This window comes from Koromonas humicola (assembly GCF_059726255.1).
Genome location: NZ_AP040873.1, coordinates 436300 through 460386 on the forward strand (window position 1 = coordinate 436300; position 24087 = coordinate 460386).

26 protein-coding genes are annotated in these 24087 nt (G+C 54.8%); 18 read left to right on the top strand and 8 right to left on the bottom strand.

Translation table 11 applies throughout. From position 1 onward, the window contains the following. Positions 1 to 156 precede the first annotated feature (156 nt). Together AC6IZD_RS01905 and AC6IZD_RS01910 are read left to right on the top strand one after the other, a co-directional pair. The gene (locus AC6IZD_RS01905; RefSeq protein WP_497785990.1) at positions 157 to 2145 is read left to right on the top strand and encodes a DUF3857 domain-containing protein; all 1989 of its coding nucleotides are present in this window, start codon (positions 157 to 159) and stop codon (positions 2143 to 2145) included. Then, positions 2096 to 4120, top strand: a complete 2025-nt coding sequence (locus AC6IZD_RS01910) for a DUF3857 domain-containing transglutaminase family protein (RefSeq protein ID WP_497785991.1) — start codon at positions 2096 to 2098, stop codon at positions 4118 to 4120. The genes AC6IZD_RS01905 and AC6IZD_RS01910 overlap by 50 nt, the downstream gene beginning before the upstream one ends. A gap of 97 nt (positions 4121 to 4217) precedes the next feature. Here the strand turns inward: AC6IZD_RS01910 and AC6IZD_RS01915 are convergent, their stop codons facing one another. After that, a complete protein-coding gene (locus tag AC6IZD_RS01915) occupies positions 4218 to 4652 on the bottom strand; it encodes an ester cyclase (RefSeq protein WP_497785992.1) in 435 nt (144 codons plus the stop codon). A 173-nt stretch (positions 4653 to 4825) separates the two neighbouring features. Further along, on the bottom strand, positions 4826 to 5374 hold the full coding sequence (locus AC6IZD_RS01920; protein WP_497785993.1) for a hypothetical protein: 549 nt from the start codon (positions 5372 to 5374) through the stop codon (positions 4826 to 4828). Positions 5375 to 5534: 160 nt separating this feature from the next. Here AC6IZD_RS01920 and AC6IZD_RS01925 point away from each other — a divergent pair, with 160 nt between their 5' ends. The 6 genes from AC6IZD_RS01925 (at position 5535) to AC6IZD_RS01950 (ending at position 8958) form a co-directional block, all read left to right on the top strand. Further along, on the top strand, positions 5535 to 6125 hold the full coding sequence (locus tag AC6IZD_RS01925; protein ID WP_497785994.1) for a dihydrofolate reductase family protein: 591 nt from the start codon (positions 5535 to 5537) through the stop codon (positions 6123 to 6125). A 284-nt stretch (positions 6126 to 6409) separates the two neighbouring features. Beyond that, a complete protein-coding gene (locus tag AC6IZD_RS01930) occupies positions 6410 to 6847 on the top strand; it encodes a hypothetical protein (RefSeq protein WP_497785995.1) in 438 nt (145 codons plus the stop codon). A 391-nt stretch (positions 6848 to 7238) separates the two neighbouring features. Continuing rightward, positions 7239 to 7760 (top strand): hypothetical protein, encoded by a 522-nt coding sequence (locus tag AC6IZD_RS01935; RefSeq protein ID WP_497785996.1) that lies wholly within the window; start codon positions 7239 to 7241, stop codon positions 7758 to 7760. A gap of 68 nt (positions 7761 to 7828) precedes the next feature. Further along, positions 7829 to 8128: a hypothetical protein gene (locus AC6IZD_RS01940; protein WP_497785997.1), complete on the top strand. Its 300-nt coding sequence runs from the start codon at positions 7829 to 7831 to the stop codon at positions 8126 to 8128. A 113-nt stretch (positions 8129 to 8241) separates the two neighbouring features. Further along, positions 8242 to 8574: a hypothetical protein gene (locus AC6IZD_RS01945; protein ID WP_497785998.1), complete on the top strand. Its 333-nt coding sequence runs from the start codon at positions 8242 to 8244 to the stop codon at positions 8572 to 8574. Positions 8575 to 8697: 123 nt separating this feature from the next. Beyond that, on the top strand, positions 8698 to 8958 hold the full coding sequence (locus AC6IZD_RS01950) for a hypothetical protein (RefSeq protein ID WP_497785999.1): 261 nt from the start codon (positions 8698 to 8700) through the stop codon (positions 8956 to 8958). Positions 8959 to 9703: 745 nt separating this feature from the next. Here the strand turns inward: AC6IZD_RS01950 and AC6IZD_RS01955 are convergent. Beyond that, on the bottom strand, positions 9704 to 10360 hold the full coding sequence (locus AC6IZD_RS01955; protein ID WP_497786000.1) for a DedA family protein: 657 nt from the start codon (positions 10358 to 10360) through the stop codon (positions 9704 to 9706). A gap of 160 nt (positions 10361 to 10520) precedes the next feature. Next, positions 10521 to 11498, bottom strand: coding sequence for a VTT domain-containing protein (locus AC6IZD_RS01960; RefSeq protein ID WP_497786001.1), 978 nt, complete (start codon positions 11496 to 11498; stop codon positions 10521 to 10523). Between the two features lie 213 nt (positions 11499 to 11711). Here AC6IZD_RS01960 and AC6IZD_RS01965 point away from each other — a divergent pair, with 213 nt between their 5' ends. The 7 genes from AC6IZD_RS01965 (at position 11712) to AC6IZD_RS01995 (ending at position 16631) form a co-directional block, all read left to right on the top strand. Next, on the top strand, positions 11712 to 12266 hold the full coding sequence (locus tag AC6IZD_RS01965; protein WP_497786002.1) for a LemA family protein: 555 nt from the start codon (positions 11712 to 11714) through the stop codon (positions 12264 to 12266). Between the two features lie 35 nt (positions 12267 to 12301). Beyond that, on the top strand, positions 12302 to 14080 hold the full coding sequence (locus AC6IZD_RS01970) for a DUF2207 domain-containing protein (protein ID WP_497786003.1): 1779 nt from the start codon (positions 12302 to 12304) through the stop codon (positions 14078 to 14080). Between the two features lie 125 nt (positions 14081 to 14205). After that, entirely contained in the window at positions 14206 to 14799 is a 594-nt protein-coding gene (locus tag AC6IZD_RS01975; protein ID WP_497786004.1) for a hypothetical protein, read from the top strand. Beyond that, complete coding sequence (locus AC6IZD_RS01980) at positions 14792 to 15220, top strand: phage holin family protein (RefSeq protein WP_497786005.1); 429 nt, start codon at positions 14792 to 14794, stop codon at positions 15218 to 15220. Before AC6IZD_RS01975 ends, AC6IZD_RS01980 begins: the two co-directional genes overlap by 8 nt. After that, positions 15217 to 15429, top strand: coding sequence for a hypothetical protein (locus tag AC6IZD_RS01985; protein ID WP_497786006.1), 213 nt, complete (start codon positions 15217 to 15219; stop codon positions 15427 to 15429). The genes AC6IZD_RS01980 and AC6IZD_RS01985 overlap by 4 nt, the downstream gene beginning before the upstream one ends. Positions 15430 to 15627: 198 nt before the next feature. Further along, positions 15628 to 15954, top strand: coding sequence for a PilZ domain-containing protein (locus AC6IZD_RS01990; protein ID WP_497786007.1), 327 nt, complete (start codon positions 15628 to 15630; stop codon positions 15952 to 15954). After that, the gene (locus AC6IZD_RS01995) at positions 15951 to 16631 is read left to right on the top strand and encodes a response regulator transcription factor (RefSeq protein WP_497786008.1); all 681 of its coding nucleotides are present in this window, start codon (positions 15951 to 15953) and stop codon (positions 16629 to 16631) included. Before AC6IZD_RS01990 ends, AC6IZD_RS01995 begins: the two co-directional genes overlap by 4 nt. Before the next feature lie 68 nt (positions 16632 to 16699). On the opposite strand, the gene AC6IZD_RS02000 is transcribed toward AC6IZD_RS01995, so the two are convergent. Continuing rightward, positions 16700 to 17071, bottom strand: coding sequence for a response regulator (locus AC6IZD_RS02000; RefSeq protein WP_497786009.1), 372 nt, complete (start codon positions 17069 to 17071; stop codon positions 16700 to 16702). A gap of 162 nt (positions 17072 to 17233) precedes the next feature. Next, a complete protein-coding gene (gene pruA, locus AC6IZD_RS02005) occupies positions 17234 to 18832 on the bottom strand; it encodes an L-glutamate gamma-semialdehyde dehydrogenase (protein WP_497786010.1) in 1599 nt (532 codons plus the stop codon). A 354-nt stretch (positions 18833 to 19186) separates the two neighbouring features. Between pruA and AC6IZD_RS02010 the strand changes: the two genes are divergently transcribed. Beyond that, on the top strand, positions 19187 to 19888 hold the full coding sequence (locus AC6IZD_RS02010) for a CoA transferase subunit A (RefSeq protein ID WP_497786011.1): 702 nt from the start codon (positions 19187 to 19189) through the stop codon (positions 19886 to 19888). Positions 19889 to 19900: 12 nt separating this feature from the next. After that, on the top strand, positions 19901 to 20593 hold the full coding sequence (locus AC6IZD_RS02015; protein ID WP_497786012.1) for a 3-oxoacid CoA-transferase subunit B: 693 nt from the start codon (positions 19901 to 19903) through the stop codon (positions 20591 to 20593). Between the two features lie 15 nt (positions 20594 to 20608). Here AC6IZD_RS02015 and AC6IZD_RS02020 read toward each other — a convergent pair whose 3' ends face one another. Both AC6IZD_RS02020 and AC6IZD_RS02025 read right to left on the bottom strand, forming a co-directional pair. Then, positions 20609 to 20803, bottom strand: a complete 195-nt coding sequence (locus tag AC6IZD_RS02020) for a hypothetical protein (RefSeq protein WP_497786013.1) — start codon at positions 20801 to 20803, stop codon at positions 20609 to 20611. A gap of 77 nt (positions 20804 to 20880) precedes the next feature. Further along, the gene (locus AC6IZD_RS02025; protein ID WP_497786014.1) at positions 20881 to 21477 is read right to left on the bottom strand and encodes a hypothetical protein; all 597 of its coding nucleotides are present in this window, start codon (positions 21475 to 21477) and stop codon (positions 20881 to 20883) included. A 218-nt stretch (positions 21478 to 21695) separates the two neighbouring features. Here AC6IZD_RS02025 and AC6IZD_RS02030 point away from each other — a divergent pair, with 218 nt between their 5' ends. Next, entirely contained in the window at positions 21696 to 24086 is a 2391-nt protein-coding gene (locus tag AC6IZD_RS02030) for a PAS domain-containing protein (protein ID WP_497786015.1), read from the top strand. The last annotated feature ends 1 nt before the right edge of the window (position 24087 follow it).

Genomic DNA, 24087 nt, shown 5'->3' on the forward strand with positions numbered 1-24087 from the left:
TCCAACAAAACTGCAGACGAAATATCGTGCAATTCAGGTGTGAGTCGGCGTAAATTGCTCAGACGTGAAAAAAGTATTCGCATGGTGCAGTTGATTTGAACTGCGCACCCGATTCACGTGTCTAGACGAATGTTGGATTTAGGAGAACTGCCCCCAATGCTACGCCGGTACGCTGCTGTCGCCGCACTAGTATCAGCAATCACTTTGCTCGCTCTAATGGTTCCAGTCCGAAGTTACGCTATTGGTTTTCAGCCCGTCTCGCCTGATGAATTGAAGATGGTCAGTGAGCCAAGTGCTCCCGGTGCAACCGCAATCATTCTTTATCGTCAGGTCGATCGTGACGACAACGGTCTGCACGCGCACATCGCTCACGAAGATAACTACTTCCGCATCAAGGTTCTCAAGGAAGAAGGACGTTCGTACGCGAATATCGAGATCCCATTTGATCGGGGCGCTGGTTTCGTAGGCACCATCAAGGCTCGCAGCATTCGACCGGATGGCACGATCGTCAACTTCGATGGAAAGGTGTTCGAAAAGACGATCGTAAAGGCGAAGGGAGTGAAGTATCTTGCAAAGACCTTCACCTTGCCCGACGTGCAGGTCGGCGGCATCATCGAGTACTACTACACGATCGACTTTAATGATGACGCACTCTATAACTCTCGTTGGACAGTGAGCCATGAACTGTTTACGAAACGTGCCAAGTTCACGCTGAAGCCATACAAGAGTAGTTACGTGACACTCGCTCTCCGGTGGACATGGAGGGGAATCCCCAATTCGCCGAAGGAAGACGCCGATGGCGTCGTACGCCTCGAAGTCAGCAATGTTGCCGCATTCCAGACGGAGGATTATATGCCTCCAGAAGAAGAAATGAAGGCGATTGTCAATTTCATATACGCTGACGAAGTTCTCGACAAAGACGCAGACAAGTTCTGGCAAAAAGTTGAAAAGAAAATGTACAGCAGGATGGACGCCTTCGTTAATAAGCGAGGTGCCATGCAGCAAGCAGTCTCGCAGATAGTGTCACCCAATGACTCGCCAGAAGAGAAAGCCCGCAAGATCTACGAACGCGTGCAGCAGTTGCGGAATACGTCATTTGAAGTTCGTCGAAGTGAAGAGGAGAAAAAGCGCGATAAAGAGAAGTCTCCGACGAACGTCGAAGATGTCTGGAAGATGGGGTTCGGCGATGGCTATCAGCTTACTTGGCTTTATCTCGCTCTGACCAAAGCCGCAGGATTCGACGCCCACGGTGTGATGGTTTCCGATCGCAAACATTCGTTTGGGATTAACCCGAAGGTGATGGACAGCAGCAGGCTCGTGACCAATGTTGTCCGGATCAAGATTCAGGACAAAGACATCTTCTGCGATCCGGGATCGGTCTATGCACCCTTTGGATCGTTACCGTGGTCGGAGACTGCGGTTACAGGGCTCGAACTCGAAAAGGACGGCGTGCATTGGATCGAAACGCCTCTGCCCAATAGCAGCGTGTCTCAGATTATTCGCAAGTCAATTTTCAAGCTCAATCCTGAAACCGGATCTCTCGAAGGCAAACTCACTGTCACCTATACCGGCATTGAAGCCGCGCAACGGCGACTCGAGCAGCGCAATGAGGATGACACGGCCAAGAAGAAGTTCCTTGAGGATGAGGTTCGTGAATTCGTTCCCGCCCCTGTCGATGTGGAACTCGTTAACACCCCTGATTGGAAAGCTTCCTCCACATCTCTCGTCGCCGAATTCAAGCTAAACGTGTCTGGTTGGACTCAAGCAGCAGGCAGGCGTGCGCTGCTCACCGTGGGCCTATTCAGCGCCACGGAAAAGAACGTCTTCGATCACGCTCATCGTGTTCATCCCATCTACTACCGCTATCCGAGTACAAAGCTGGACGACATAACGATCGAGCTTCCTGACGGCTGGAAAGCTTCGGCTCTACCGCGTCCAACCCAGGAAGGGACCAAGATCATTGCTTACCTATCAACAGCAGAAGAGAAAGACGGTGTGTTGCATCTCACACGCAAGTTCAGCAGTGACATGTTGATGATCGACGCGCAACACTACGCAATCCTGCAGAGCTTCTATCGCATGATGAGGACGACCGATGAGCAACAGATTGTTTTGCTGCCAGGCACAGCCAAAGCTTCTAATTAGGCGTGCGTTACTGATTCTGTTGCAGGTGTTGGTCGGCTTGGGCTGCGTGCCATTGCGCTTGGCTGCCTCCGAGGCTCCTGCTTGGATGTACTCGCTCGTGAATGCGCCGCTGCCGTCGCATGATGAGAAGACCGATGCTGTCCTGTTGTATTCGGAAAAGTCGCTCAACGTTATTTCGGCCGACAAGATCAAGATACGAGTGCGTGAAGCGTATAAGATCTTGCGACCTGCCGGTCGTAGATACGGAATCGTAAGCGTCTATTACAACCCTCAGCGGAAGGTCTCGTTCGTTCACGGTTGGTCGATTCCGACGCAAGGCAAGTATTTCGAGGCGAAGAAATCGGAGGAGGTCTCGCCTGATGCCGATGGCAGTGAACTGTTCACGGACGTGAAAGTGAAACTGCTGCGCATTCCCGCTTCGGATCCCGGCAACATCATCGGCTACGAGTATGAGGTCGAGGAGCATCCTCTTGTTTCCCAGGATTACTGGGATATCCAGGAGGAGAGTCCGGTGCGCGAGAAGCACTACTTCCTCCACCTCCCGCCAGGCTGGGAATTTCAGGCTAAGTGTGTGAATCATCCCGAACTCAGTCCGAAGAAGTCTGGCGACAACGATTGGGAGTGGACGGCACAGGACGTAAAAGGCGTTCGAAGAGAAGCCGACATGCCCCCGTTTTACGGTGTAGCAGGATACATGATCGTTTCCTTCTTTCCTACGGGTGGGCCAAGCACGCGAGGCATCTCGAACTGGAAACAGATGGGTGACTGGTATCAAACGCTGACCAAGGGGCGTCGCGACCCATCGCCGGAAATCACTCAAAAGGTGCAGCAGCTAACATCCGGTACGGCTGATCCCATCGAAAAGATGAAAGCCATAGCGAAATTCATGCAGCGCGATGTTCGCTATGTGGCGATCACGCTCGGCATCGGCGGGCTTCAGCCGCACGCAGCCGGTGAAGTTTTCAACCACCGCTACGGAGATTGCAAAGACAAAGCATCACTCATGAGCGCCATGCTTCATGAGATCGGAATCGAATCCTACTACGTCGTAATCAACACGGAGCGCAATAGGGTAACGGCTGAAACTCCGGCACAGATCGCCGGCTTCAACCACGTGATACTGGCGATTGCGTTGCCATCCACCATTTCCAGCCCTTCGCTTCAGTCCGTCTTGCAACATCCAAAACTCGGGCGCCTCCTGCTCTTCGATCCAACAAGCGAGATCACGCCGTTCGGCCAGATCGGTGGATACCTCCAGTCCAACTGGGGACTTCTCGTCGCCCCCGATGGTGGCGAGCTCATTCTTCTGCCCCGATCACCGAGCGTTACGAATGGCATTCAGCGCACAGGCACATTCAGGCTTTCTCCGGGAGGAGTCTTGACGGGCGACGTGCGTGAAGTTCGCTTGGGCGATCGCGCTGCCCAGCAACGTTACGCGCTTCGAGCCGTAACCAAGGACATAGATCGCATCAAGCCCATCGAAACTGTCCTGTCCAGGTCAGTTTCGGCATTCGTCATCAACAAGGCGACAGTCGTCAACTTCCAGAACATTGAATCGCCCTTCGAGTATCGCTATTCCTTCACGGTTGCGGATTACTCAAAGCGTCTTGGAGACCTTCTCTCCGTCAGGTTGAGAGTGATTGGGTCGCACTCTGCTGGATTACTTGAAACGAAGGAACAGCGAGTGTTTCCAATCGAGTTCGAAGCACCGGAAAGAGATACGGATATATTCGAAATCGAATTACCCAGCGGGTACGAGGTTGATGATCTGCCTCCGGCCGTGGACGTGGACTTCGGCTTCGCAAGCTATCACTCCAAGTCCGAGGTGAAGGGCAATCTGATCTCCTACACTCGAGCATTCGAAATCAAGGAACTCACCGTACCGGCCAGCAAGTCAGAAGAGCTGAAAAAGCTCTATCGCATCATTTCCAGCGATGAGCGCGGTACCGGGATCCTACGACCAGTTGCGCGTTAACCCCTTCGCACATGGGTAGCCCAGAGTTGGCAATTTCCCAACTCTGGGATTGCTCAACACAAGCACCCCTTCTGCGGACAAGCACAACTGTTTTTTGTTAACGCGACTCGGGAGTCTGCGGGAGTTGGCGAATCATGTCGGCAAGGTCAACCCAGACGTTCTCGCGCTGTATCTTGCCATCCTTTGCAAACTCGACGACGTGCAGTAACCGAAAACGCACCGGACGATTGTTTCCAGTCAGTCCAAATGGTTGTCCGGGAGCAGTCCCCTCCCAAACCGAGTCGTCAACGATGAAGTTATCTCCGTAAAGTCGCTTCGTACAGGTGACCTTGCCGTTCGCGAGGTCGGCAAATAGCGCCTGGTAAAAGGGACGGGCGCCCTCGGGACCGTGGGTCGGTCCTCCCGGCCATCCGACGATGTCGTGCGTGACCTCGGGCGCCATCGTGGACAATACGCCCTCGATATCGTCCGCCGCCTCAAAGCCAAAATGCTCGTCCATCGCGCGGTCCATTTCTTCTCGTGTCAGCGGCATGCGTATCTCGACTTTCAAAATGAGATCACCGTCTCGTCAGAGACTTGCGATTTTGATGGCCGAACCTGCTGCACAGGTTGCAAAGAAACCCGGTTACGCTGTAAAGGCTTCTAAAATGGGGTGCGCCCGATTGTCCGGTGGTGCTATCCAGCGAAGTAAAGCGCTGCTGCACATCAGCCTTTTATTCGAGCAAAATGCCGAAACAGTGGCGCGCCCCAAGCGCCCACGGCGAGCATCGATCCAAAGAGGATGACTGCATCTATGCTCTCGCGGCCTTGTCGCGACCAGTATGCGGCTGGATCCAGATTCAGCCACAGTGCGAATTCATCCAGTGTGAGCGCGGCGCCGGCACCAAACGCGAGTGCAATGATACGGCTCAACAAGATGTCGGTTGCAGTATCTCCTATGCCGACGTCCGCAATCTCCGCATACCCGCAAATCAGCAACAGCAGGATGCCCCATACCAAATGGTGAATGTGCCGACCTCCCATCTGCACATATCCGAATGGCCCCACGTGGTGCGTGATGGAGGCGACCAGCAATCGCACTCCAACGAACGTAAGAAAGAAGCTCACACTCGCAAGAAACAGTCGTCTCTGAGGTCGATCCGATATGTGCTGATGAATGAGCAGTCCGAGTTGCGTCAGATGCAACACGAGCAACACGACGGAAATGACTACCCCGACGAAGATAAGCAATATGTAAGTCCCGGCAATGTGCATGGTAGAGCATTATGCGACGGATTGGGGGCGTGTGAGGGGAGCCGAGAAGCATCGAAATCAAGAAGGTGGCCCAGAGTTGGCGAATCCAGCTCTGGCACTGCTTAAATGCTGTATCACTTTTGGGCTAAGCGGCGAAACCACGTGTGAAGGACGATTTGAAATGAGAAAGCTGAAACTCATCGAACATATCTCGCTGGATGGTGTGATCCAGGTTGGCAGCCCGGGTGAAGACGGCGATTTCCCATACGGCGACTGGACCGCTCCATATCGCTGTCCTGCTGGGTTGGCGACAATGCTTGCCGCATACGGCGACAGCCTCGATCTGCTGCTTGGCCGGCGAACCTACGATCTCTGGTCGGCGTATTGGCCTAAGGCACCGAAGAGTCCAATGGCGGACCGCCTCAATGCGGCGACGAAGTATGTCGTAACCCACAGGCCTGAGAGCCTGGAATGGGGCCCGTTCGAGGGCATTGGACCGGACTTAGTGAATGACATTCGCGGCATCAAGGCGAAGGATGGCGTGGACCTGATCCTGTCAGGCAGCTCGACACTGACTTCAGCGCTGCTCGAACATGGACTTGCGGACGAGGTGCTTCTGGTGGTCTATCCTGTTCTGCTGGGCAAAGGGAAACGCCTATTTGCTGACGGAACTCCAGCACGCGCACTTGAGCTCGACAGCACGAAAGCATTTCCCTCGGGCATTGTCTTCAGCACTTACAAGGTTGTCGGCGCCTTACAGAGTCAGGGATGACTTATAGACGCGGACGCAGTGGAAGTGGCACCTTGGATGGGACCAGAGGTACTATTCGCTCCCAGAGGCGAGCTTCAGAAAACGAAGTCGCCATAGTTGCTGATATATGCCATCGTGCTAGCTATCAATGCGGCGGCTCGCGCGTGACGTTTTGAGATGTCGGTGGAAACGGATCGGGAGGACACGACTGATATGTCACAACTCGGAAAGACAATGCTTCGCGTCGCGTTGGGGGCGGTGGCTGTTTTGATGGTGCCGCTCGTGGCATCGCGGGTTGTGGAAGGGTGAACTGGCCTGCGCGAAGTTTTGTGCTCGTGTATTTCCTGTTTTTCGGGACGGGAATGGTCTATGCGGTGATCGCGAGGAGGATGGACGCGTGGTCCTACAAGGCGGGCGTTGGTGTGGCGCTGGTAGCCGGATTCGTGTTGGCTTGGTCCAACATGGTTCATGTCGCTGATTCTGGAAACCCGGCGAACCTGTGGTACTACAGCGTACTCGCTGTGGGAGCACTTGGTGCTTGTCTGGCGCGGTTGAGGGCGCGAGGACTGGCTCTCACTTTGTTCGGAATGGCGGCGACGCTTGCGCTGATTGCCCTCATGCTGCCTTCGGGCGCGCCTCCCGAGCTTGCGCGGAATATGGCCGTCGGGCACGCTGCCTTCGTAGCGTTGTTCGCCGCCTCGGGTGTACTTTTCCGAAACGCGAGTTTGACGGAACTGAAGTGAAGCCGAAAGGTGTCCCTGGCGTCATCTGCTTACCGCATCGCAAATGGAAAACTTCAACAGACCCCCGATATAGTTAGCTTCGTCTTCTCGCACATTTCCAGAGTATGACTGCAGCATAATCTTGCCGCTGGCAATGTTATGCATGGAAGGAATAGCGGTATCGGGATGAAAGTCCGAGCTACAGCCGGCTCGTTCCCGTTGTAAATGGGCAGAATCAGAAGTCGTGCCAATTGTCGTGCGCATGTTTAGTAGAATCCTGCTGGAGACTAGTTCCTGTTTCGGGATAAGTCCATACTTGCCCTGTAGTCGCCAACTATCGAAAACTCGGTTTCCATTTCAAGGTATATTGCTGAAATGATTCTTGTTTCCATCTGACTTACTGGAGTCGAGTGTGGGGAATTTCTATACGAATGTCACACTGCGAACGTCCGAGCGAACTGCGGTTATTGAACACATGCGTACGCACGGCCGAGCCAGCTTCGTCTCGCCAACCCGCAAAGGGTTTACGACAGTTTACGACCGGCTCTGTGATGACCAGAATGTCCATGATCTTGAGGCTCTCGCTTCTGAGCTTTCGTCGCGATTCCATTGCACTGCTTTAGCCGTTCTGAATCACGACGATAGCATTTTGTGGATCGGCGTAATTCGAGACGGCACTTGGATTACGAAATACGACTCCAGTGCGCACCTCAGTGGCTCTGCATTCAAGATCGCTGGAGAGTTCAAGGTTCTTGGGCTTGTGCCGCTCATTTCATTCCTGATGAGATGTCCGATGCTATTTCAGATAACGCGTCATACGGCACTCGCGGCCACTCTGGGAATTCCCAGCTTTACTGTTGGATTCGGCTACGATTATCTTCTACGCGGTGAGCGACCGGACGGCGTCAATGCAGACGAGTTCGAGTCTGTCTAACCGTTGGCCATTAGGTGATGGCTAATCCCCAATATGGAGTGATCCCGATGTGGGTTGGAGGTGACTTTATGCCGTGGACTATACGCGTCGTGGACTCGGACAACCACCCTCTAGACGACAGCTACGTGGTTTGTGATTTCGAGATCATACCGCTGGGCGACGAGAGGTTTCCGACTTTGGCTCATATCGATCAATGGGACGATACTCGCTTCACTAGGGTTCAAATCACACCATTTCTGCGCGAGTGGGAACAGATCAAGCCGAAGGCGGCTGAGCTAGGCTTGAGCGAGCAGTGGGTTGGGGTGAAAAATCTGGCCACGTACGTCCAGAAAGAGCCGCTCAGGTACTTGTTATTCATTGGCGACTAGATTTCTGGCGAATAATCCCTAAGTATGGAGCAATCCCGTTCCGGGATAGTTCACTAGTTGCCCTGTTATCGACAGTTTTGGTGCGTCACAAGGAATTGTGGATAATCTGAACAATGCGAAATGCAGCTATCCAACTCGTCGGCTCTGTTGCTCTAGGCGTCTACGTACTTGTGTTTGCGCGTTCGACGTTCGGCGAACCTGAACGTATTCGACGGGACTGGTTCTCTCAACTGCCTGAACGAGAATGGTCTTCAAGACTATTGCGCATCGTTGCTGTCTTCTGGATGCTCGGCGGATTTCTGCTGATCGCGAACGGATTCATCACACTGCCTTTCTTCGACCAGTATCGTGGTTTCAGATTCATGATATTTGGCCTGATTATCGCGGCCGCTTTGACCGCCTTGTTCCCAGCCAATACGCCTCGACGTAAGTGGTCAAAGCGGTAGCTGTCGCAAAATCGCCTATCGTTCCGGTATCCCAGTCTGGAACTGCGAGGCACTGGCCTTGCAGTATGCAGGTATCTATAAAGACTGGCATTTCGAGACCGTCAAGGTTAAAGTGACCGTACCATGCGTGTTCCCGTCAAGAAAATCAAGCAGGTGCTGCTTGCGTTGTTCTTCGCACTTGGCTCAATCAATGCAGGGGTCTCTTTTTTCATCGGGGATAGACGAAGTCTGCGGTGGAGCTTTGGTTTTCTCGCGCTGGCCTGTAGCGCGTGGGGCATTTACGAGGGCATCGTTCGCCTTTATGTGAAATATGCGCCTTCCCGTCTCGGCGACTCCAGTATTCATTTGATCGGCAATGAAGTGGAATCAGGACACAGGCGGTAGTCAACGAAATATCGCCTTTCCTCAAGTACCTCCAATCGGAATAGGCGAACGGTAGGTATCTCCTACTCCTATTCAACGTGCGAAAACGCACATCCTAATGCATAATCTGGAGCATGATCATTGCCCTGCCGTTGGTGATCGTGTTCTCGTGCCTCGTCTTGTATCAGCTAAAGACAGGGATATTGCTCACTTCGCAGTGCACGGTTGACAGTGCTCGGCAGCAGAGTCCGGTGTGCTACTGGTTGAGCTTGGCAGTAGAAACAGTCGCTGTCGGATTTCTTGCCGTTACCGTGGTTCGAGACATTGTTCGATTGATCAGATAACGGTTCGTGTCGAACAATCGCCTAGTCGTGAACTATCCCGATACGGTCCAAAGCGCGCTGCCAAAGCGAGCCGAAGGTAATGCAAGGTTAGAGGCCGGGCCAGGAGTTTTCGGCAATCTTATCGAGGAGCGCACCGGAGAACGCCAGCGCGAAAAGCTGGCATTCATATGTGTCAAATGCCAATTGTATTATTTAGACGCACAGAACATGGATACGGCTCGGCGATTGCAACGGTGTCAATCCCCATCCCACCACAAAAAGCTTCCAAGCTGCAGAATCCATTGCACATAAATATCACCGCCCAGTGAGGGGATCACCCCACTCAAGCTGCTATCCTGAAGGAAAGCGCAATGATTTCAAATATTTGCGTGTAACTGACCTGTTTTCAAATTTTTAGCAGGAAATATAGGGGGAGGGGTGTCTTAGTCGTGTGCAGTCGACTGCACTGCTTTTGCGGCATTTTCTTCCAAGCGCCGACGAGCTTTCGAACGCCTGCGCTGCAAGAAACTATAAGCTCCCATAACAACGGAGCAAACGATGACGAGTCCAATCGCCCACTTAGTGGAACGGGCGAACACTTCCATCCAGTCGAACGTGCGCAACGACAACACGCCCGCGAGCAGCATAATGAGGATCCAGAGCAGCGAGCCGATTCCGTTGTAGATGTGGAAGCGGATTCGGGGAAGCAGCGCCGCTCCAGCAACCGGAGGCGCGAGATGAGCGACACCGGGAATCCACTTGGCATAGAGCAACGAGAAGCCTTTGAAGCGGTTCAGGCCGTTGTAAGCCTTCTGTTCCATCGAGTCGGGGACAAAGGAGATGCGGCACATCGCGGCAATCACCTTGCGCCCCTTCCAGCGGCCCAGTTCGTACCACATCGCGTCGCCGAGCAGGCAGGGAACTGCCGTGGCGAACAGTACCAGCCAGAACTGGAATGGATTGACCGCCACCATGGCTCCGGCGGCCAGCAGCAGAGGGGAGATGAATACCGGCAGTCCAAGTCGTTCGCCCAAGGTCACGAGGAACATCCAAAGCGCTCCGTGACGGGCGAGCAAAGTGGCTTCTGAGGGTACAAACATGCAGTTCTATCTCCCAGGATCGGTATAACACGCCATACACGGCATGGGACGCCAACAACGCGTCAGGCGTCCCTTCTCTGAACAGTTTATCTGGAAAACGGTAGGAGCTTGTCAGGCTCTTTACGGTTTTGGTGGGATTTACTTACTTACGAACAGGAGTTCACACCGCCTCGATCACGGACAATGCATGTCCATCCTCGCCAAAGTGCCTATCAACTGGAAAGCCGAGCCGTTCCCAGCCTGCTAACCCGCCTTCGAGTGGACGCACGCGCGTTACTCCAAGCTTGCGCAGGTCCGAAGCGACCTTCACCGAAGTCTCCTCGTTGGGGCAGGTGCAATACACGACAATGTCGCGGTTGGACGGAAGCTCCGACCAGCGCTCGCTGATGTCGTTCGGATTCATCCTCAGCGCCTTCGGAAGTGTTCGAGGAGCGGCAAGGAAGTCCAGCGGATGGCGCAGATCCACGATCACCGGGGCCTGACCGGTCTCAAGCTGGTGATGCAGCTCTTCGGGCGAGATGCGGGCAGCGTGCAGCATCTTCAGGAACTGCCGCCGCTTCCAGTAGCTGCGTGCCGCCATGATCACCGAGATTGCAATGGCTAGAGACACGGCCCATTGCGCGGTGATGACGAACAGTCCGAGCCAGTCCACCGTGCGAGTCGAGAGGTATCCACCGGCAAGCAGTGCCGTAATCCAGAGGACCGAGCCCGCGGCGTTGTAGAGATGGAAGCGTACGCGTGACACGCCCGCAGCTCCGGCCAGCGGTTGCGCCATGCGACCTACACCGGGAATCCACTTGGCCCACAGCAGCGAAAGCCCAGTGTGCTTGTCGAGCGCTAGCTGGGATCGCTGCACGCAGGTGTCAGGCTGGAAGGAGATACGGCATAGGAGTCCGAACAGGGCATTGCCTTTCCACCGCCCCAACTCGTACCAGACGGTGTCTCCGATTAGGCATCCGATGGTGGTCACCAGCAACAGAAGCCCGATGTGCATCTTGCCCATCGCGGCCAACGCTCCAGCCGCCACCAGCAGAGGAGTCACAAACAGGGGTAGCCCCAGCCTCTCCCCCATCGTCGCAAAAAACAACCACAACGTCCCATGTGCCGCCAGGAAATGAAAATTTGAAAGATGGCCCATTTACCCATTTCCTTTCGACGTGGGGATGAAGCAGTTATGAGAATTGAAGTTGTGGCGTACTGATTCGTACAAACGATAGTAGGTAGATGCTCTTGAGCTTCTACAGGGTTCAAATCCCAGAGTGAGAGACGCCATGTCTGGGCAGAAACGCAGTTTCCCTCTGCGGCTTCGGCGGGATATCATGAAGGCTCGCTCGGGACATAGGAGGAAAGAATGATTCCCTTGCTTGTATTAGTTGCGATCCTCGTTGTCATCGGCCTGATCGTGGCCGGGATGTACAACGGGCTTGTGCAACTCAAGGTCCGCGCCGACAATGCGTGGTCCGATATCGATATTCAGTTAAAGCGTCGCCACGACCTCATTCCCAACCTGGTCGAGACCGTTAAGGGATATGCCGCGCACGAGAAGGGAACGTTTGAGAACGTAGCCCGCTACCGTTCAGCTGCCATGGCAGCCAGCTCGGCTGAGGATCGCGCGCAGGCCGAAGGCCAGTTAACCCAGGCTCTACGCGGACTACTTGCGGTAGCCGAGGCGTATCCCGATCTGAAAGCAAACGCGCAGTTCATTTCCCTGCAGCAGCAGCTGTCAGAATTGGAAGATGCGATTCAGAACTCGCGCCGCTACTACAACGCCGTTGTGCGCGACCTGAATACCAAAATCCAGTCGTTCCCGACCAACATCATTGCCGGCATGTTCAACTTCCAGCAGCGGCAGTTCTTTGAAATTGCAGATGCTGCTGAGCGTGCCGTGCCTACTGTGAAGTTCTAAGCATCACGATGAAACAGGATCGATTACTGAGTTTCATGAACCCCAGCCGTAAAAGCTGGGGTTTCTTGCTTGCAACGCTGCTAATACTGGCCTCTCCGGCATTTGCACGGTCATGGAAGATTTCCCGCTTCGACGCACGCTACACGATTGCAGAAGACGGAACGGTACTCGTGGAGGAGGAGATACATCCTTCGTTCGAGGGCACGTTCAACGGCCTGCTTCGCGACATTCCGGTTGAGTATCCCGGCCCGAATGGGACCAGCTACAAGCTGATGCTCAAGGTGGATTCAGTCACCGACGAGAACAACCAGAAGATCAAATTCGAGCAGAGCAGTCGAAACGTGCGGACATCCGATGGCTCAACACATCGATTCCTGGTGTTGAAAATCTATGCAGGCGGAACTGACACCGAGCGGACTATTCGGATCGCCTATCGTGCGCCCAATGCGATTCGGTTTTTCAAGGATCATGATGAGTTCTATTGGAACGTCACTGGGAATGATTGGAAGGTTCCCATCGACTCGGCTACGGCATTCGTTGCGTTGCCCGGGAGCGGCCCAGCGGGTCTGAAGGCGCAGGCGTTTACAGGAGGTTTTGGTTCGCGGGAGCAGGAAGCATCGGGCAGTGTAGAAGGCCGGAATATAAGCTTCGAAGCCACAAATCCACTTGAAGCGCGCAGTGGACTTACGATCGATGTTTACATCCCTAAGGGCATTCTGAAAGAACCTTCGGCGCTGACTTATGCGTGGTGGTTCGTGGCTGGAAATCCCGGTGTACTGCTTCCTGTTTGGGCGTTTGTCGTAATGTTCGGACTTTGGTGGTGGAAGGGACGCGAACCAGATCCGGGCATGTCAGTCGCGCCAATGTATGAGCCTCCGAAGGGCATGACGCCAGCGGAGGCAGGCACACTGCTGGAAGATGCAATCGAGTCGCGGGACATTACATCGACACTCATCGATCTCGCCGTCAAAGGGTACTTGAAGATTATCGAGGTAGAAGATAAGGCGCTCTTCTTCAAGCATAAAGATTATGTTCTACGGTTGATGAAGCCCAGGTCCGAGTGGCAGACGCTTGCTCCGCACGAGATTGAAATCCTCAACAATATGTTTCCCGAGATCACGGCGGAAGAGACCAGCCTTTCCGGTCTGAAGAACCGTTTCTACCTGGCGCTTCCCTCGATTCGTAAGGAAATCATGGAAGCGCTCACATCGAAGCAGATGTACTCCACTGATCCGGAATCGGCCAAGGGGTTGGCACTCGTGGGCGTGTTGGCGATTGCGTTGCCATTTGTGTATTTACAAGCGACGGGCGCGATCCGCCTCACGAACTCGATTTCCGTGCTCATCGTCGGAGTCTTGCTATCTGCGGTGATCGTCTTCGTATTGGGTCGAAAACTCGCGGCGAAGACCGTGCGAGGCGCGCGAACAAAGGTCCAGTGTCTCGGGTTCAAGGAGTTCATGACCAGGGTGGACGCAGATCGCATCCGCCGTATGCCCCCAGACACGTTTGAGAAATTCCTGCCTTATGCCATGGCTTTTGGCGTAGAACAGCATTGGGCGAAGGCATTCGAGGGACTGATAAAGGATCCTCCGTCGTGGTATGTGGGTTCGGGGTACGGAACACCTGGAATGATGTGGAATCCGATCATGTTCACGCATACGATGAACTCCTTCTCAACATCTGCGTATCAGGCGTTTGCTGCGGCACCACAGGCCAGTTCGAGCGGTTCTGGATTCGGCAGCGGAGGCAGCTTCGGCGGTGGTGGCGGGTTTTCCGGAGGTGGTTTCGGCGGCGGCGGGGGAGATGCGTTCTAGCTGAATCTGAATTCAGGGCAAAAGTGGCGTGAGCTTTGTGCTGTTACTGGGTATCCGTGCTTGCGGTGCCAACGCATAGGCGCATCCACACATCACACCTTTACGTTTAACGTGAGGATAATGCGATGTCCGAAGCTCTGCCTGAAAATAATGAAGGGCTGCCAGAACCAGAAGCTCGTCCGCCCGTAGCACCTCCGGTCGAGGGTACGGCGCCGACGCTTGCGGACCCCATCGATCAGCCGCTCCCTTTGAGACCTCTTGGAGAGGACGAACACAGAGAATCACAATTCACTGTGGAGGAAGGTGGGCGAAGCGGGATGACTGATGCCGCCGAGCGCATCGGTAGCGCCGTTGGAATGGCGCAACGCCAAGTGCGACGTGGACTCCAACTCGTTCGACGGCCGCCGGAAGGCGGTCCGAGTCCGGCTCAGGAGCGCGCAACTCAGCTCGCCGTGGAAGGAAGGGAACGCGCTTCGGAATTGATTGAAAACGTCCAGGATGCGCGCCGCCAAGCCGCATACAAGATGGACGAATGGAGCACGGTAGTCGGCCACAGACTTCAGCGGTTACGCCGACAAACGCAGCGTACGCTAGCGACCTCACGGGTTCGTGCGCAGGAGATAGGGAACGCCTATCCATTACAAACGATCGCCGCCACAGCCGGAGTATGTTTCGTGATCGGCGTGGTGCTTCGCTTCAGGAGGTCAAACCGTGGCTAGCCGTCCTAACTACTATCCGCCGGAAAAGTCGATAGCGCAGGTTCTGAACGAGTTCAAGGATGAGCTCAAAGAATTTGCCTCAACTCGCGTCGAAATGCTGCAAGCCGAAATGAAGGAGAACATTGCCGTAGCTAAAGCTGCGGTGCCGGCAATTGCCATTGGAGCTGTATTAGCAGTGCTGGCGTTGGTGTTTCTCTGCGTGGCGCTGGTCGCGGTAATCGCGATGGCTTTGGGTGGTGGCGCGGGTGCCTGGGCCGCTTCTTTCGGAATCGTCGGCCTGGTTTTCTTGCTTATCGGCGGTGGTGCGATAGGGTTCGGAATGAGCAAGCTGAAGGCGCGCAGCCTGAAACCTGAGCGGACGTTGCGCGTGCTCAAACAGGACCAGATTTGGCTACAGAATGAAGCGAGGAATGAGCGATGACAAACTCCTATCCATCGGACGAGCTTGAGCAGCGCGCCGCCACTCAAAGGCGGCGACTCCATGAGTCTGTAACCGAATTGCGCAGCAGCGTGCGCGAGAAGCTGGATGTGCAGAGGGCGGCACGAGCTTACGTTTGGAAAGCGTCAGCTGTTGGCGGGATTCTGGCGTTAGCTTTGGGTTACGGAATCGCTGGCGCATTTACAGACTGAACGCTAACTCAGGAGACACCGTTCGTAACCTAGACACCCATCTCAGGTGGTGAGGAATCAATTTGTTTACCCCGTTAAGCAATTGATTCCTCTGCTGCTAAGGCAAAATCCGTACTATCCCATCCATCTACACTCGTGTAATAATCCAAGCAGTTACAAGTTACCTAAGTCATCGCAGCCAGTTTGCGGGAGGCGGATGTGTCCGATATCCGTACGAGTAGACGGTTCCCTGTGCAGCTTCCGTTGAAGGTGCTAGGCACCCAGGAGACTCCGACAGGAGAAACCTCAAACATAAGTGCTGCTGGTGTTTATCTGCTTGTGGATGGTGTGATGGAAATCGACTCCGCCATCGAGTTTGAGATTACGATCCCGGGGAACACGATCGGCACCGGCAACGATGTTCGCTTACATTGCCAAGGCCGCGTCGTACGCCGTGACATGGATAAAGAATCGGGACGTACCGGGGTAGCCTGCGTCATTGAAGGCTATGAACTACTGCGGGATGCCGAAGTTGGGAGCAAATGATGCTTAAAGTGATTCTGGCTGACAATCAAGCTATCTTCCGGGCAGGGATTGCCAAGGTGCTGGCCGTGGAGGACGATGTGCGGATCGTCGCTCAGGCTCAGACCGTGGAGCAGGCCCAAGTAGCTATCGAAAAGTTTCGCGGGTCAGTCATGATTTACGCTTCCAGCTTTCTTCCGGACACAGCCAGTCTCGTTGCTCAGGCCCGCGAATCCGGAATTCAGCTAGTTGTGATCGCCGAAGCAAACGAGGCGTCTGAACGTTATTTGAATGCGGGTGTGCTGGGATTGATCTTCCGCTCGGTCGATGGAGCAGAATTGCTTCGCTGCGTACGGAAAGTCAGTGCTGGAGAAGTTTACGTTCAGGACTTGCGAGCGGTGCCCAGCAATTCCGATTCGGATGACTTTGTCGGAGCGAGGGTTCGCGATCGACTCACGCCGAAGGAACTCAAGATAGTCGCGCTGATCGTTCAGGGATTCAAGAACAAGGAAATCGCGAACCTGCTTGGAACAACAGAGCAGGTGGTGAAGAACTACCTGCGAAATGTGTACGACAAGATTGGCGTTTCGGATCGTCTAGAGCTAGCGCTTTTCACGATTCATCACCGAATCCTGGCTGAAGCGGCAGCCGCCAGTGCCGCGGGGATGAGGACTACGCCTCCTCCGGCTGAAGCTAATTAGTTCAGCACCATTAAAAAGTAAAAGCGCGGCTCATTGAGCCGCGCTTTCTTGTTGCAGAAAACTGAACATCAGTGACGCGAGGCTCGCTCACTCGCCTTAAGCAATTCGTTCACGATTGTGACCAGTTCTTCAGGATTGACCGGTTTCTCTAGGTACAGATCCGCCAGAGGCTCGGCCGATTGGTATGCCTCAGCAACATAACCAGACACAACAACGACAGGCATGGTCGAGTGATTTTTTGCCGCCTGCACAACGCCTCTGCCATTCCCATCGCCAAGACGCCAATCCGTGACTACGGCATCGTACTCATGAGTTGTCATAAGTTCGATCGCATCGTGGGCCGAGGTTGCGGGCGTAACTTCATGCCCAGCTTGTTCAAGAATCGCGCATTTTAGCTTTACAACGTGCGGTTCATCATCAATGCAGAGAATTCTCGCCATGAAATCCTTCGGATGCTGGGGATTGCACCGCTACGCGAATCGGTCCATCCAAATACCCATTCGCGTACATTACAAAAGTAATTGTCTGCAGGGGATGCCTGCTTGTCAAATAAAGCCTCACTTTCAAATCTCGTAAGTTGCTGGGAAAGTGAGGCTTTCAGGCTACAGTTTGCGAGCGATGGATTTTGCCTGCGTAAATAGCAATAGGTAATCGGGGCCACCCGCCTTGGAGTCGGTTCCCGACATGTTGAACCCACCGAAGGGATGCGCTCCCACCATGGCTCCCGTGCACTTGCGGTTGAAGTACAGATTGCCTACGTGGAACTCGTGTTTTGCCTGCGCAATTCTCTCTTCCGAATTGGTGTAGACAGCCCCAGTCAGACCGAATTCAGTATCATTCGCGATCCGCAATCCGTCTTCGAAATTCTTGCAGCGGATCACTGCGAGTACGGGACCGAAGACCTCATTCTGCTCAAGGGTGTCGCCGGGCTTCACTTCCGAAATGATTGTCGGTTCGAGGAAATAGCCATTCTTGCCCTCTACGGCTCGCCCGCCGGTGATGAGACGACCGCCCTCGGAAATCGCCGTCTCAATGAAATTGAGCATCGAATTGCGAGCTCCCTCATTGATCACCGGACCGAGGTTCGGATTCTCTTCTGCAGGGCCAACGGTCAATTTCTCTGCCTTGTCCTTCAGCCGCTCGACGAATTTGTCATAAACGCGGTCATCGACAATGGCGCGCGAGCATGCCGAGCACTTCTGGCCGCTGAAGCCAAAAGCGGAAGCGATTACGCCATTGACGGCGGCATCCAGATCCGAATCGGCATCGACCAGAATTGCGTCTTTGCCGCCCATTTCGAGGATGGTGCGCTTGATCCAAATTTGCCCAGGCTGCGCCTTGGCCGCTAGTTCGTTGATGTGAAGGCCTACTTCCTTGGAGCCAGTGAAGGAGACAAAGCGTGTTTTCGGATGCTTTACCAACTCATTGCCGAAACTGCTTCCGCTGCCTGTAACGAAGTTCACGACGCCAGCTGGCATTCCACATTGTTCGAGCACTTCGAAGAACTTCGCCGCAATCGTCATGGCATCGCCACTCGGCTTGAGAACCACTGTGTTGCCGCTGACAATGGCAGCCATCGTCATGCCCGCCATGATCGCGGACGGGAAGTTCCAGGGCGGAATCACGGCGCCTACGCCGAGCGGAATATAACGGAGTTCGTCCTGTTCCCCGGGAAGCTGAATCGGCGGCTGAGCCTTGTCGAGGCGTAGAGCTTCGCGAGCGTAGAACTCGGCGAAGTCGATGGTTTCGCCCACATCGGCGTCGGCCTCAGCCCAGTTCTTGCCTACCTCATAGACCATCCACGCAGCCCATTCGAACTTGCGCTCACGAATGGTGTGGGCGACACGGAACAGCAACTCGGCGCGCTCCTGGACCGGAGTGCGGCTCCACGTCTGGAATGCTTTGAGAGCGGCTTCAACTGCGGTGGGCACATCCTCTGCTCCGGCTTTCTGGAAAACGCCGACGACCTGTTCAGGGTGGGATGGATTAAGGGACTTAATCTTGGCTTCGGTGCGTACGCGATGGCCGCCAATCACGTTGTCGTATTCGCGCCCGAGCTGCCGGTGCACTTTATCGAGCGCCTCTCGCATAGCTCGAATGTTCTCCATCCGAGTGAAATCCAAGAAGGCTTCGTTTTTGAACGGCGTGACCGCGGCGGTTTCAACTGTGGTAGGTGCGACGGTGCTTTGTACGGTAGCCATGTTTCCTCTCAAATCCTGCGCTGCGGACCATGATGATCCGGATGTGGATGGTGTAACGCACGATTCTAGCATTTCAGATTGAGGAAGGTAGGTTTCGCGCCAGCAGTGGACATGGAGATAAGGCCATTCGGGAGTGCCAGCAGAATCAAGCAGCCCAGCGGCGCAAGAAGCTCGTTTTGGACGCATCGTTTTCGCGTTTGTGACAGATAACTTGGAAGGCAACTCTGCATCTAACTGGCTGTTGCGCGGCGGGCCTTGTGGGGAGGCTTGCAATTCCGCCGTGTGTCTGGCGGAAGTGCGACGTGAGGTGGGCGACCCTTGCCCGTTTCGGACTTCAGGGAAAAGCGAGACAACATGAATAAGGTTTTTGCGAACGCCGAGGAGGCGATCTTCGACATTCCTGATGGCGCCACGATTATGGTCGGCGGCTTTGGGCTGTGCGGAATCCCGGAGAACCTGATTGCAGCCCTTGAGAAGAAGGGAGTGCGCAACTTGGACACAATCAGCAACAACATGGGTGTCGATGATTTCGGCCTCGGATTGCTGTTGCGCAAAGGTCAGATACGCAGTCACAAGGGCAGCTATGTCGGAGAGAACAAACTCTTTGAAGAGATGGTTCTGAGCGGCAGGTTGCAACTTGAGCTGATTCCGCAAGGCACGCTGGCCGAACGCATTCGGGCTGGTGGCGCGGGGATTCCGGCGTTCTTCACGCCGACCGGCGTCGGGACGATTGTGGCCGAAGGCAAAGAGACTCGAGAGTTCGATGGCCGCACCTACGTCATGGAGCGTGCGTTGAAAGCTGACTTCTCCTTAGTGAAGGCGTGGAAGGGTGACAAGTGGGGGAACCTTGTCTACCGCAAAACAGCGCAGAATTTCAATCCGATGATCGCTTCTGCGGGACGGGTGACGATTGCGGAAGTGGAGGAGTTGGTCGAACCTGGCGAGATTCCGCCGGACCATATTCACACTCCGAGCATTTATGTTCATCGCATCTTCCAAGCGGTGGGCGAAGAGAAACGGATCGAGCGTCGCACGCTGCGCAAGACAGCTGCCTAATAAGAGGGGAAGATGAATAAGGTTCCGGGAGCAAAGATCGACATACGTGAATACATCGTGCGCCGGATTGCGCGCGAGTTAAGGGATGGCTTTTACGTGAACCTCGGCATCGGAATGCCTACGCTGATTGCAAACCATGTTCCGAAGGGAATCAAAGTGGTTCTGCAGAGCGAGAATGGAATGCTGGGCGTCGGGCCGTATCCGGTGCAAGGAAAGGAAGATCCTGACCTGATCAACGCAGGGAAGGAGACCGTAACGGAAATTCCGGGAACAGCGTTCTTCTCCTCGGCTGAGTCGTTTGCCATGATTCGCGGCGGGCACGTGGATTTATCCGTACTGGGCGCGATGGAAGTGGATGCCGAAGGCAATCTGGCGAACTGGATGATTCCGGGCAAAATGGTAAAAGGCATGGGCGGAGCGATGGATTTGGTCGCCGCCGCACGCAGGGTCATCGTTGCCATGGAGCACACAAATAAGCATGGACAACCGAAGATCCTGAATCGCTGTTCGTTGCCAATTACTGGCTTGAAGGTTGTGGACACCATCGTGACAGAGATGGGGTACATTCGCGTGCGTCCCGAGGGGTTGGTGCTGGAAGAGATTGCGCCCGGCGTCACGGTGGAACAGGTGCAGGCCGCGACCGAGCCTAAATTAATTGTCAGCCAAAATTTGCTAGAGATGAATGTGCTTGAACCCGCTGCGTGACAGCGCAGATCCGGCCTAGCCCATCATCTGACCAAGCAGCAAATGCACCATGAGGTATCCGATACCGACGAGTGCCAGCAACACGGCGGCGATCAGTGCGCCATAGAAGTATTCCTGCCCGGGGGCGGGAGGGGTGACGCCGAGATAGAGCGCGAAAAAGTTGTAGATAGCAGTCTGAAAGAAATTGCGCTTAGGTTCGGCCGATGCCATCGTCTTGCCCTCTTGCATAGCATTCCATGATAGCCGCGTCAGAGCTGACTCCAGAGTGCCGACGCGGCTGAATCTTTCTATGCCACCGCCTTGCGTGCCATCCGTTTCAGCAGCCAACCACAAGACATTCCCATCAATATATAGCCGATGATCTCGGTCAGAATCGCCGCTGCCGTGTAATTCGCGGGGAATCCATACCAGTTCCAGTAAGAAACATTGGTCGCGACAGCCGCGCATATTCCAGCGGCGAAGCCGACGTAGGCTCCGGAGGCGACGGTGTGGGAAGCGAGCAGGGCAAGAATCATCGCGAGAGCGAGTCCCTGGAGGACGTTGTTGAGCAGTTCGGTGGCGAGTTGCCGACCGGTCATCATGCTGCCGCCGACAGGGTGATAGACGATCAATCCGGCAGGGCCCGTGGCATAACGCTGCATGTAGGTATTCATCGCAGCCTGTCGCTGGGCGCGAGGCGCGTCAAAGGGAACGCCCAGGCTGGGGTAGAGGTAGAGCCCGGCCGCAGGCACGTTAACGCGAAGGCTGTCTATGACGGCTTGATCGGACGGAATCTGACTAATTCCGGCGGAGCCGAGCGGCGTGGCCATGTGGGCAATGGAGAGCCACACAAAGAGGACAATCCCGCCTAGAACTCCCGCGAGAATCACACGAAGCTTGATCATGGTAGAACTCTCTTTCTCGCGCCAAGGGTAATGGAAAACGAAAACAAATACCAGCCGCATTGATTTGCTGGTTGAGAAAAGAAAGTTCGCCGGGGTTCAAGCGACTGAAAGCCGGGTCTGAGTGGACTTTACAGCACGACCACAGCTTCAGGATACTGTTGGTTCGAAGTGGCTTCGACGGTTGTTTCGTGTACTGAAGCCAGCAGCGGAGATGGAAGGTGCGAAACCGAATCGTTAGTTCGGGCGAGATGGCCGACCTCACGCGAAGGTATGCGTGGGACAAGACGCCTCTGGGGCCAATCGAGAGCTGGCCCAGCGAGTTAATCGCCACGGTCAACCTTCTACTCTCTTCGAAATTCCCCATGCTCCTGTGTTGGGGGTCAGAACTCACGCAGTTTTATAACGACGCTTTCCGCCCCTACATGGGAGCCGAGAAGCATCCGTGCGCTTTAGGACAGCGTGCGAGCGAATGTTGGCAGGAGATCTGGCCGACGATCGGCCCGGAACTCGAACGCGTGATGTGTTCTGGTGAGTCCATTTGGAGTGAAAACAAGCTCATACCACTCTTGCGCGACGGGCATATTGAAGAAGTGTATTGGACCTTTTCCTGCAGCCCAGTAGCGGACTCGCAAGGGGATGTGGGCGGTGTTTTGATAGAGGGCATTGCGACCAGCGAACGACTGATGAGCACTGCGCGGCAACTAGACAGTCGCGGTCAGAGCACGCATGTGTTCGAGTCCATGAGCGAGCAGCGTGAATTGCTTGTAAGCATTGTGGAGAGTGCACCGGCAGGAATTGCGGTGTTTGACATCGATCTGCGGTTGAAGTGGTGCAATCCATATTTCTTAAGTTTCTTTGATTCGAAGCTGACGAACCAAGACCTTATAGGAAAAAACTTTTCCGACGTCGTGGCAGACGGGGACCAAGTGATCCGCATCATGGAACGGGTGCGCGACACACGAGAGCCTTTCGTCAGCACCGAATATGAGCATCACGGCTTCGTACGAGGCACGACATACTGGCGCTGGTCGGTTACGAGGCTTGCGAACGGGAACATCCTGAGCGTCTCGTCGGAAATTACTGACCAGGTAACGGCGCGGCGCAAACTGGAGTCGGTGGGCGAGAGACTTCATCTGGCGCAAAAAGCGGCGCATCTAGGAACGTATTACTGGGACCTGACCAACTCAAGACTCGAGTGGTCGCCGGAGTTCTGCGAGGCTGTAGGGTTCAGTGCGTCGCAGCCAGCTAACTGGGACTACTACTTGGCGAGAGTGCATCCGCACGACAATGAACGACTTGAGCGCGAACTGAACGCCTGCGTTTCACAAGAAGATGAAGAGTGCCGCTTCCATGACCATCGCGTGATCGACGAAAACGGTGGCGAGCGATGGATTGCGCTAACCGGACAATTGCATCGCGATAGCTCAGGTGGAACGACGCGCATTGTGGGAAGCGTGGTGGACATCACGCAGCGCAAGCGTGCCGAGAGAGAGTTGAAGGAGAGCCGAAAGGAAGCTCAGCAACAATGGGCTGAACTGGAGGCGATTTACCGCACGGCTCCAATAGGTCTCGCGCTGTTTGATCCGGTGGAGTTTCGCTACTTGCGCCTCAACAGCCGCCAGGCTGAAATCGTGGGACTACCGCCAGAGGAGATTCTGGGTAAGACGCTGACAGAGATTGCGCCCATCGAGGGGTTGCGTGAGATGTTTGAGCAGGTAGCGCGTGGAAAACCTGTGATCAACGCGCTGATCGAGGGGGAGTTGCCGATGAGTCCGGGAGAGCATCGCTACTGGACGGTGAACTATTTCCCGGTATATGACGCGGATGGCACGATCCAGGCAATCTCGGCGGCGTCGCTTGAGATCACGGCGCAGAAGCGCGCTGAATTGGCCCTCATCCAAACCGAGAAGATAGCTGCGGTAGGACGTCTGGCGAGCTCGATTTCGCATGAGATCAATAATCCTCTGGAGGCGGTGACCAACCTTCTTTATCTGCTGCGAGATGAGAATCTGTCACGCGAAGGGCAGGAGTACCTGGAGTCAGCAGAGCGCGAACTGGGGCGCGTCTCGCAAATTGTGACGCATACGTTGCGCTTCCATCGCCAGTCGACGAAGGCTTCAGAGACTAGCGCCGCAGAGATGATTGAGCCTGTATTGGCGCTCCACATGAGCAGAATCAGCAGTTCCGGCATCGCCTTGGATAAGGACTATCGCACGGACCAGCGCGTACTGTGTTTTGATGGTGAGATCCGGCAGGTGATTAACAATCTGATTGGCAACGCGGTGGATGCGATGTGGCGCGGAGGCAGGTTGCGCCTGCGTTCGCAGGTGGTTACAGATTGGCTGCAAGGTCAAAAAACAGTGCGCCTCACGATTGCCGACACAGGCGAGGGAATGAATGATCTGACGAAAGAGCGGCTGTTCGATCCATTCTTCACAACGAAGGGACTTAAGGGCACGGGGCTTGGTCTGTGGATCTCGGCTGACATTGCGCAAAAGCACGGCGGACGACTGCGTTTCCGGAGCAGCAGAAAAGAGGGCGTAACCGGCACTGTGTTTCAACTCTTCCTGCCGCTACAATCTGCTAGAGCGGTTCCCGGGGCACAGTAAG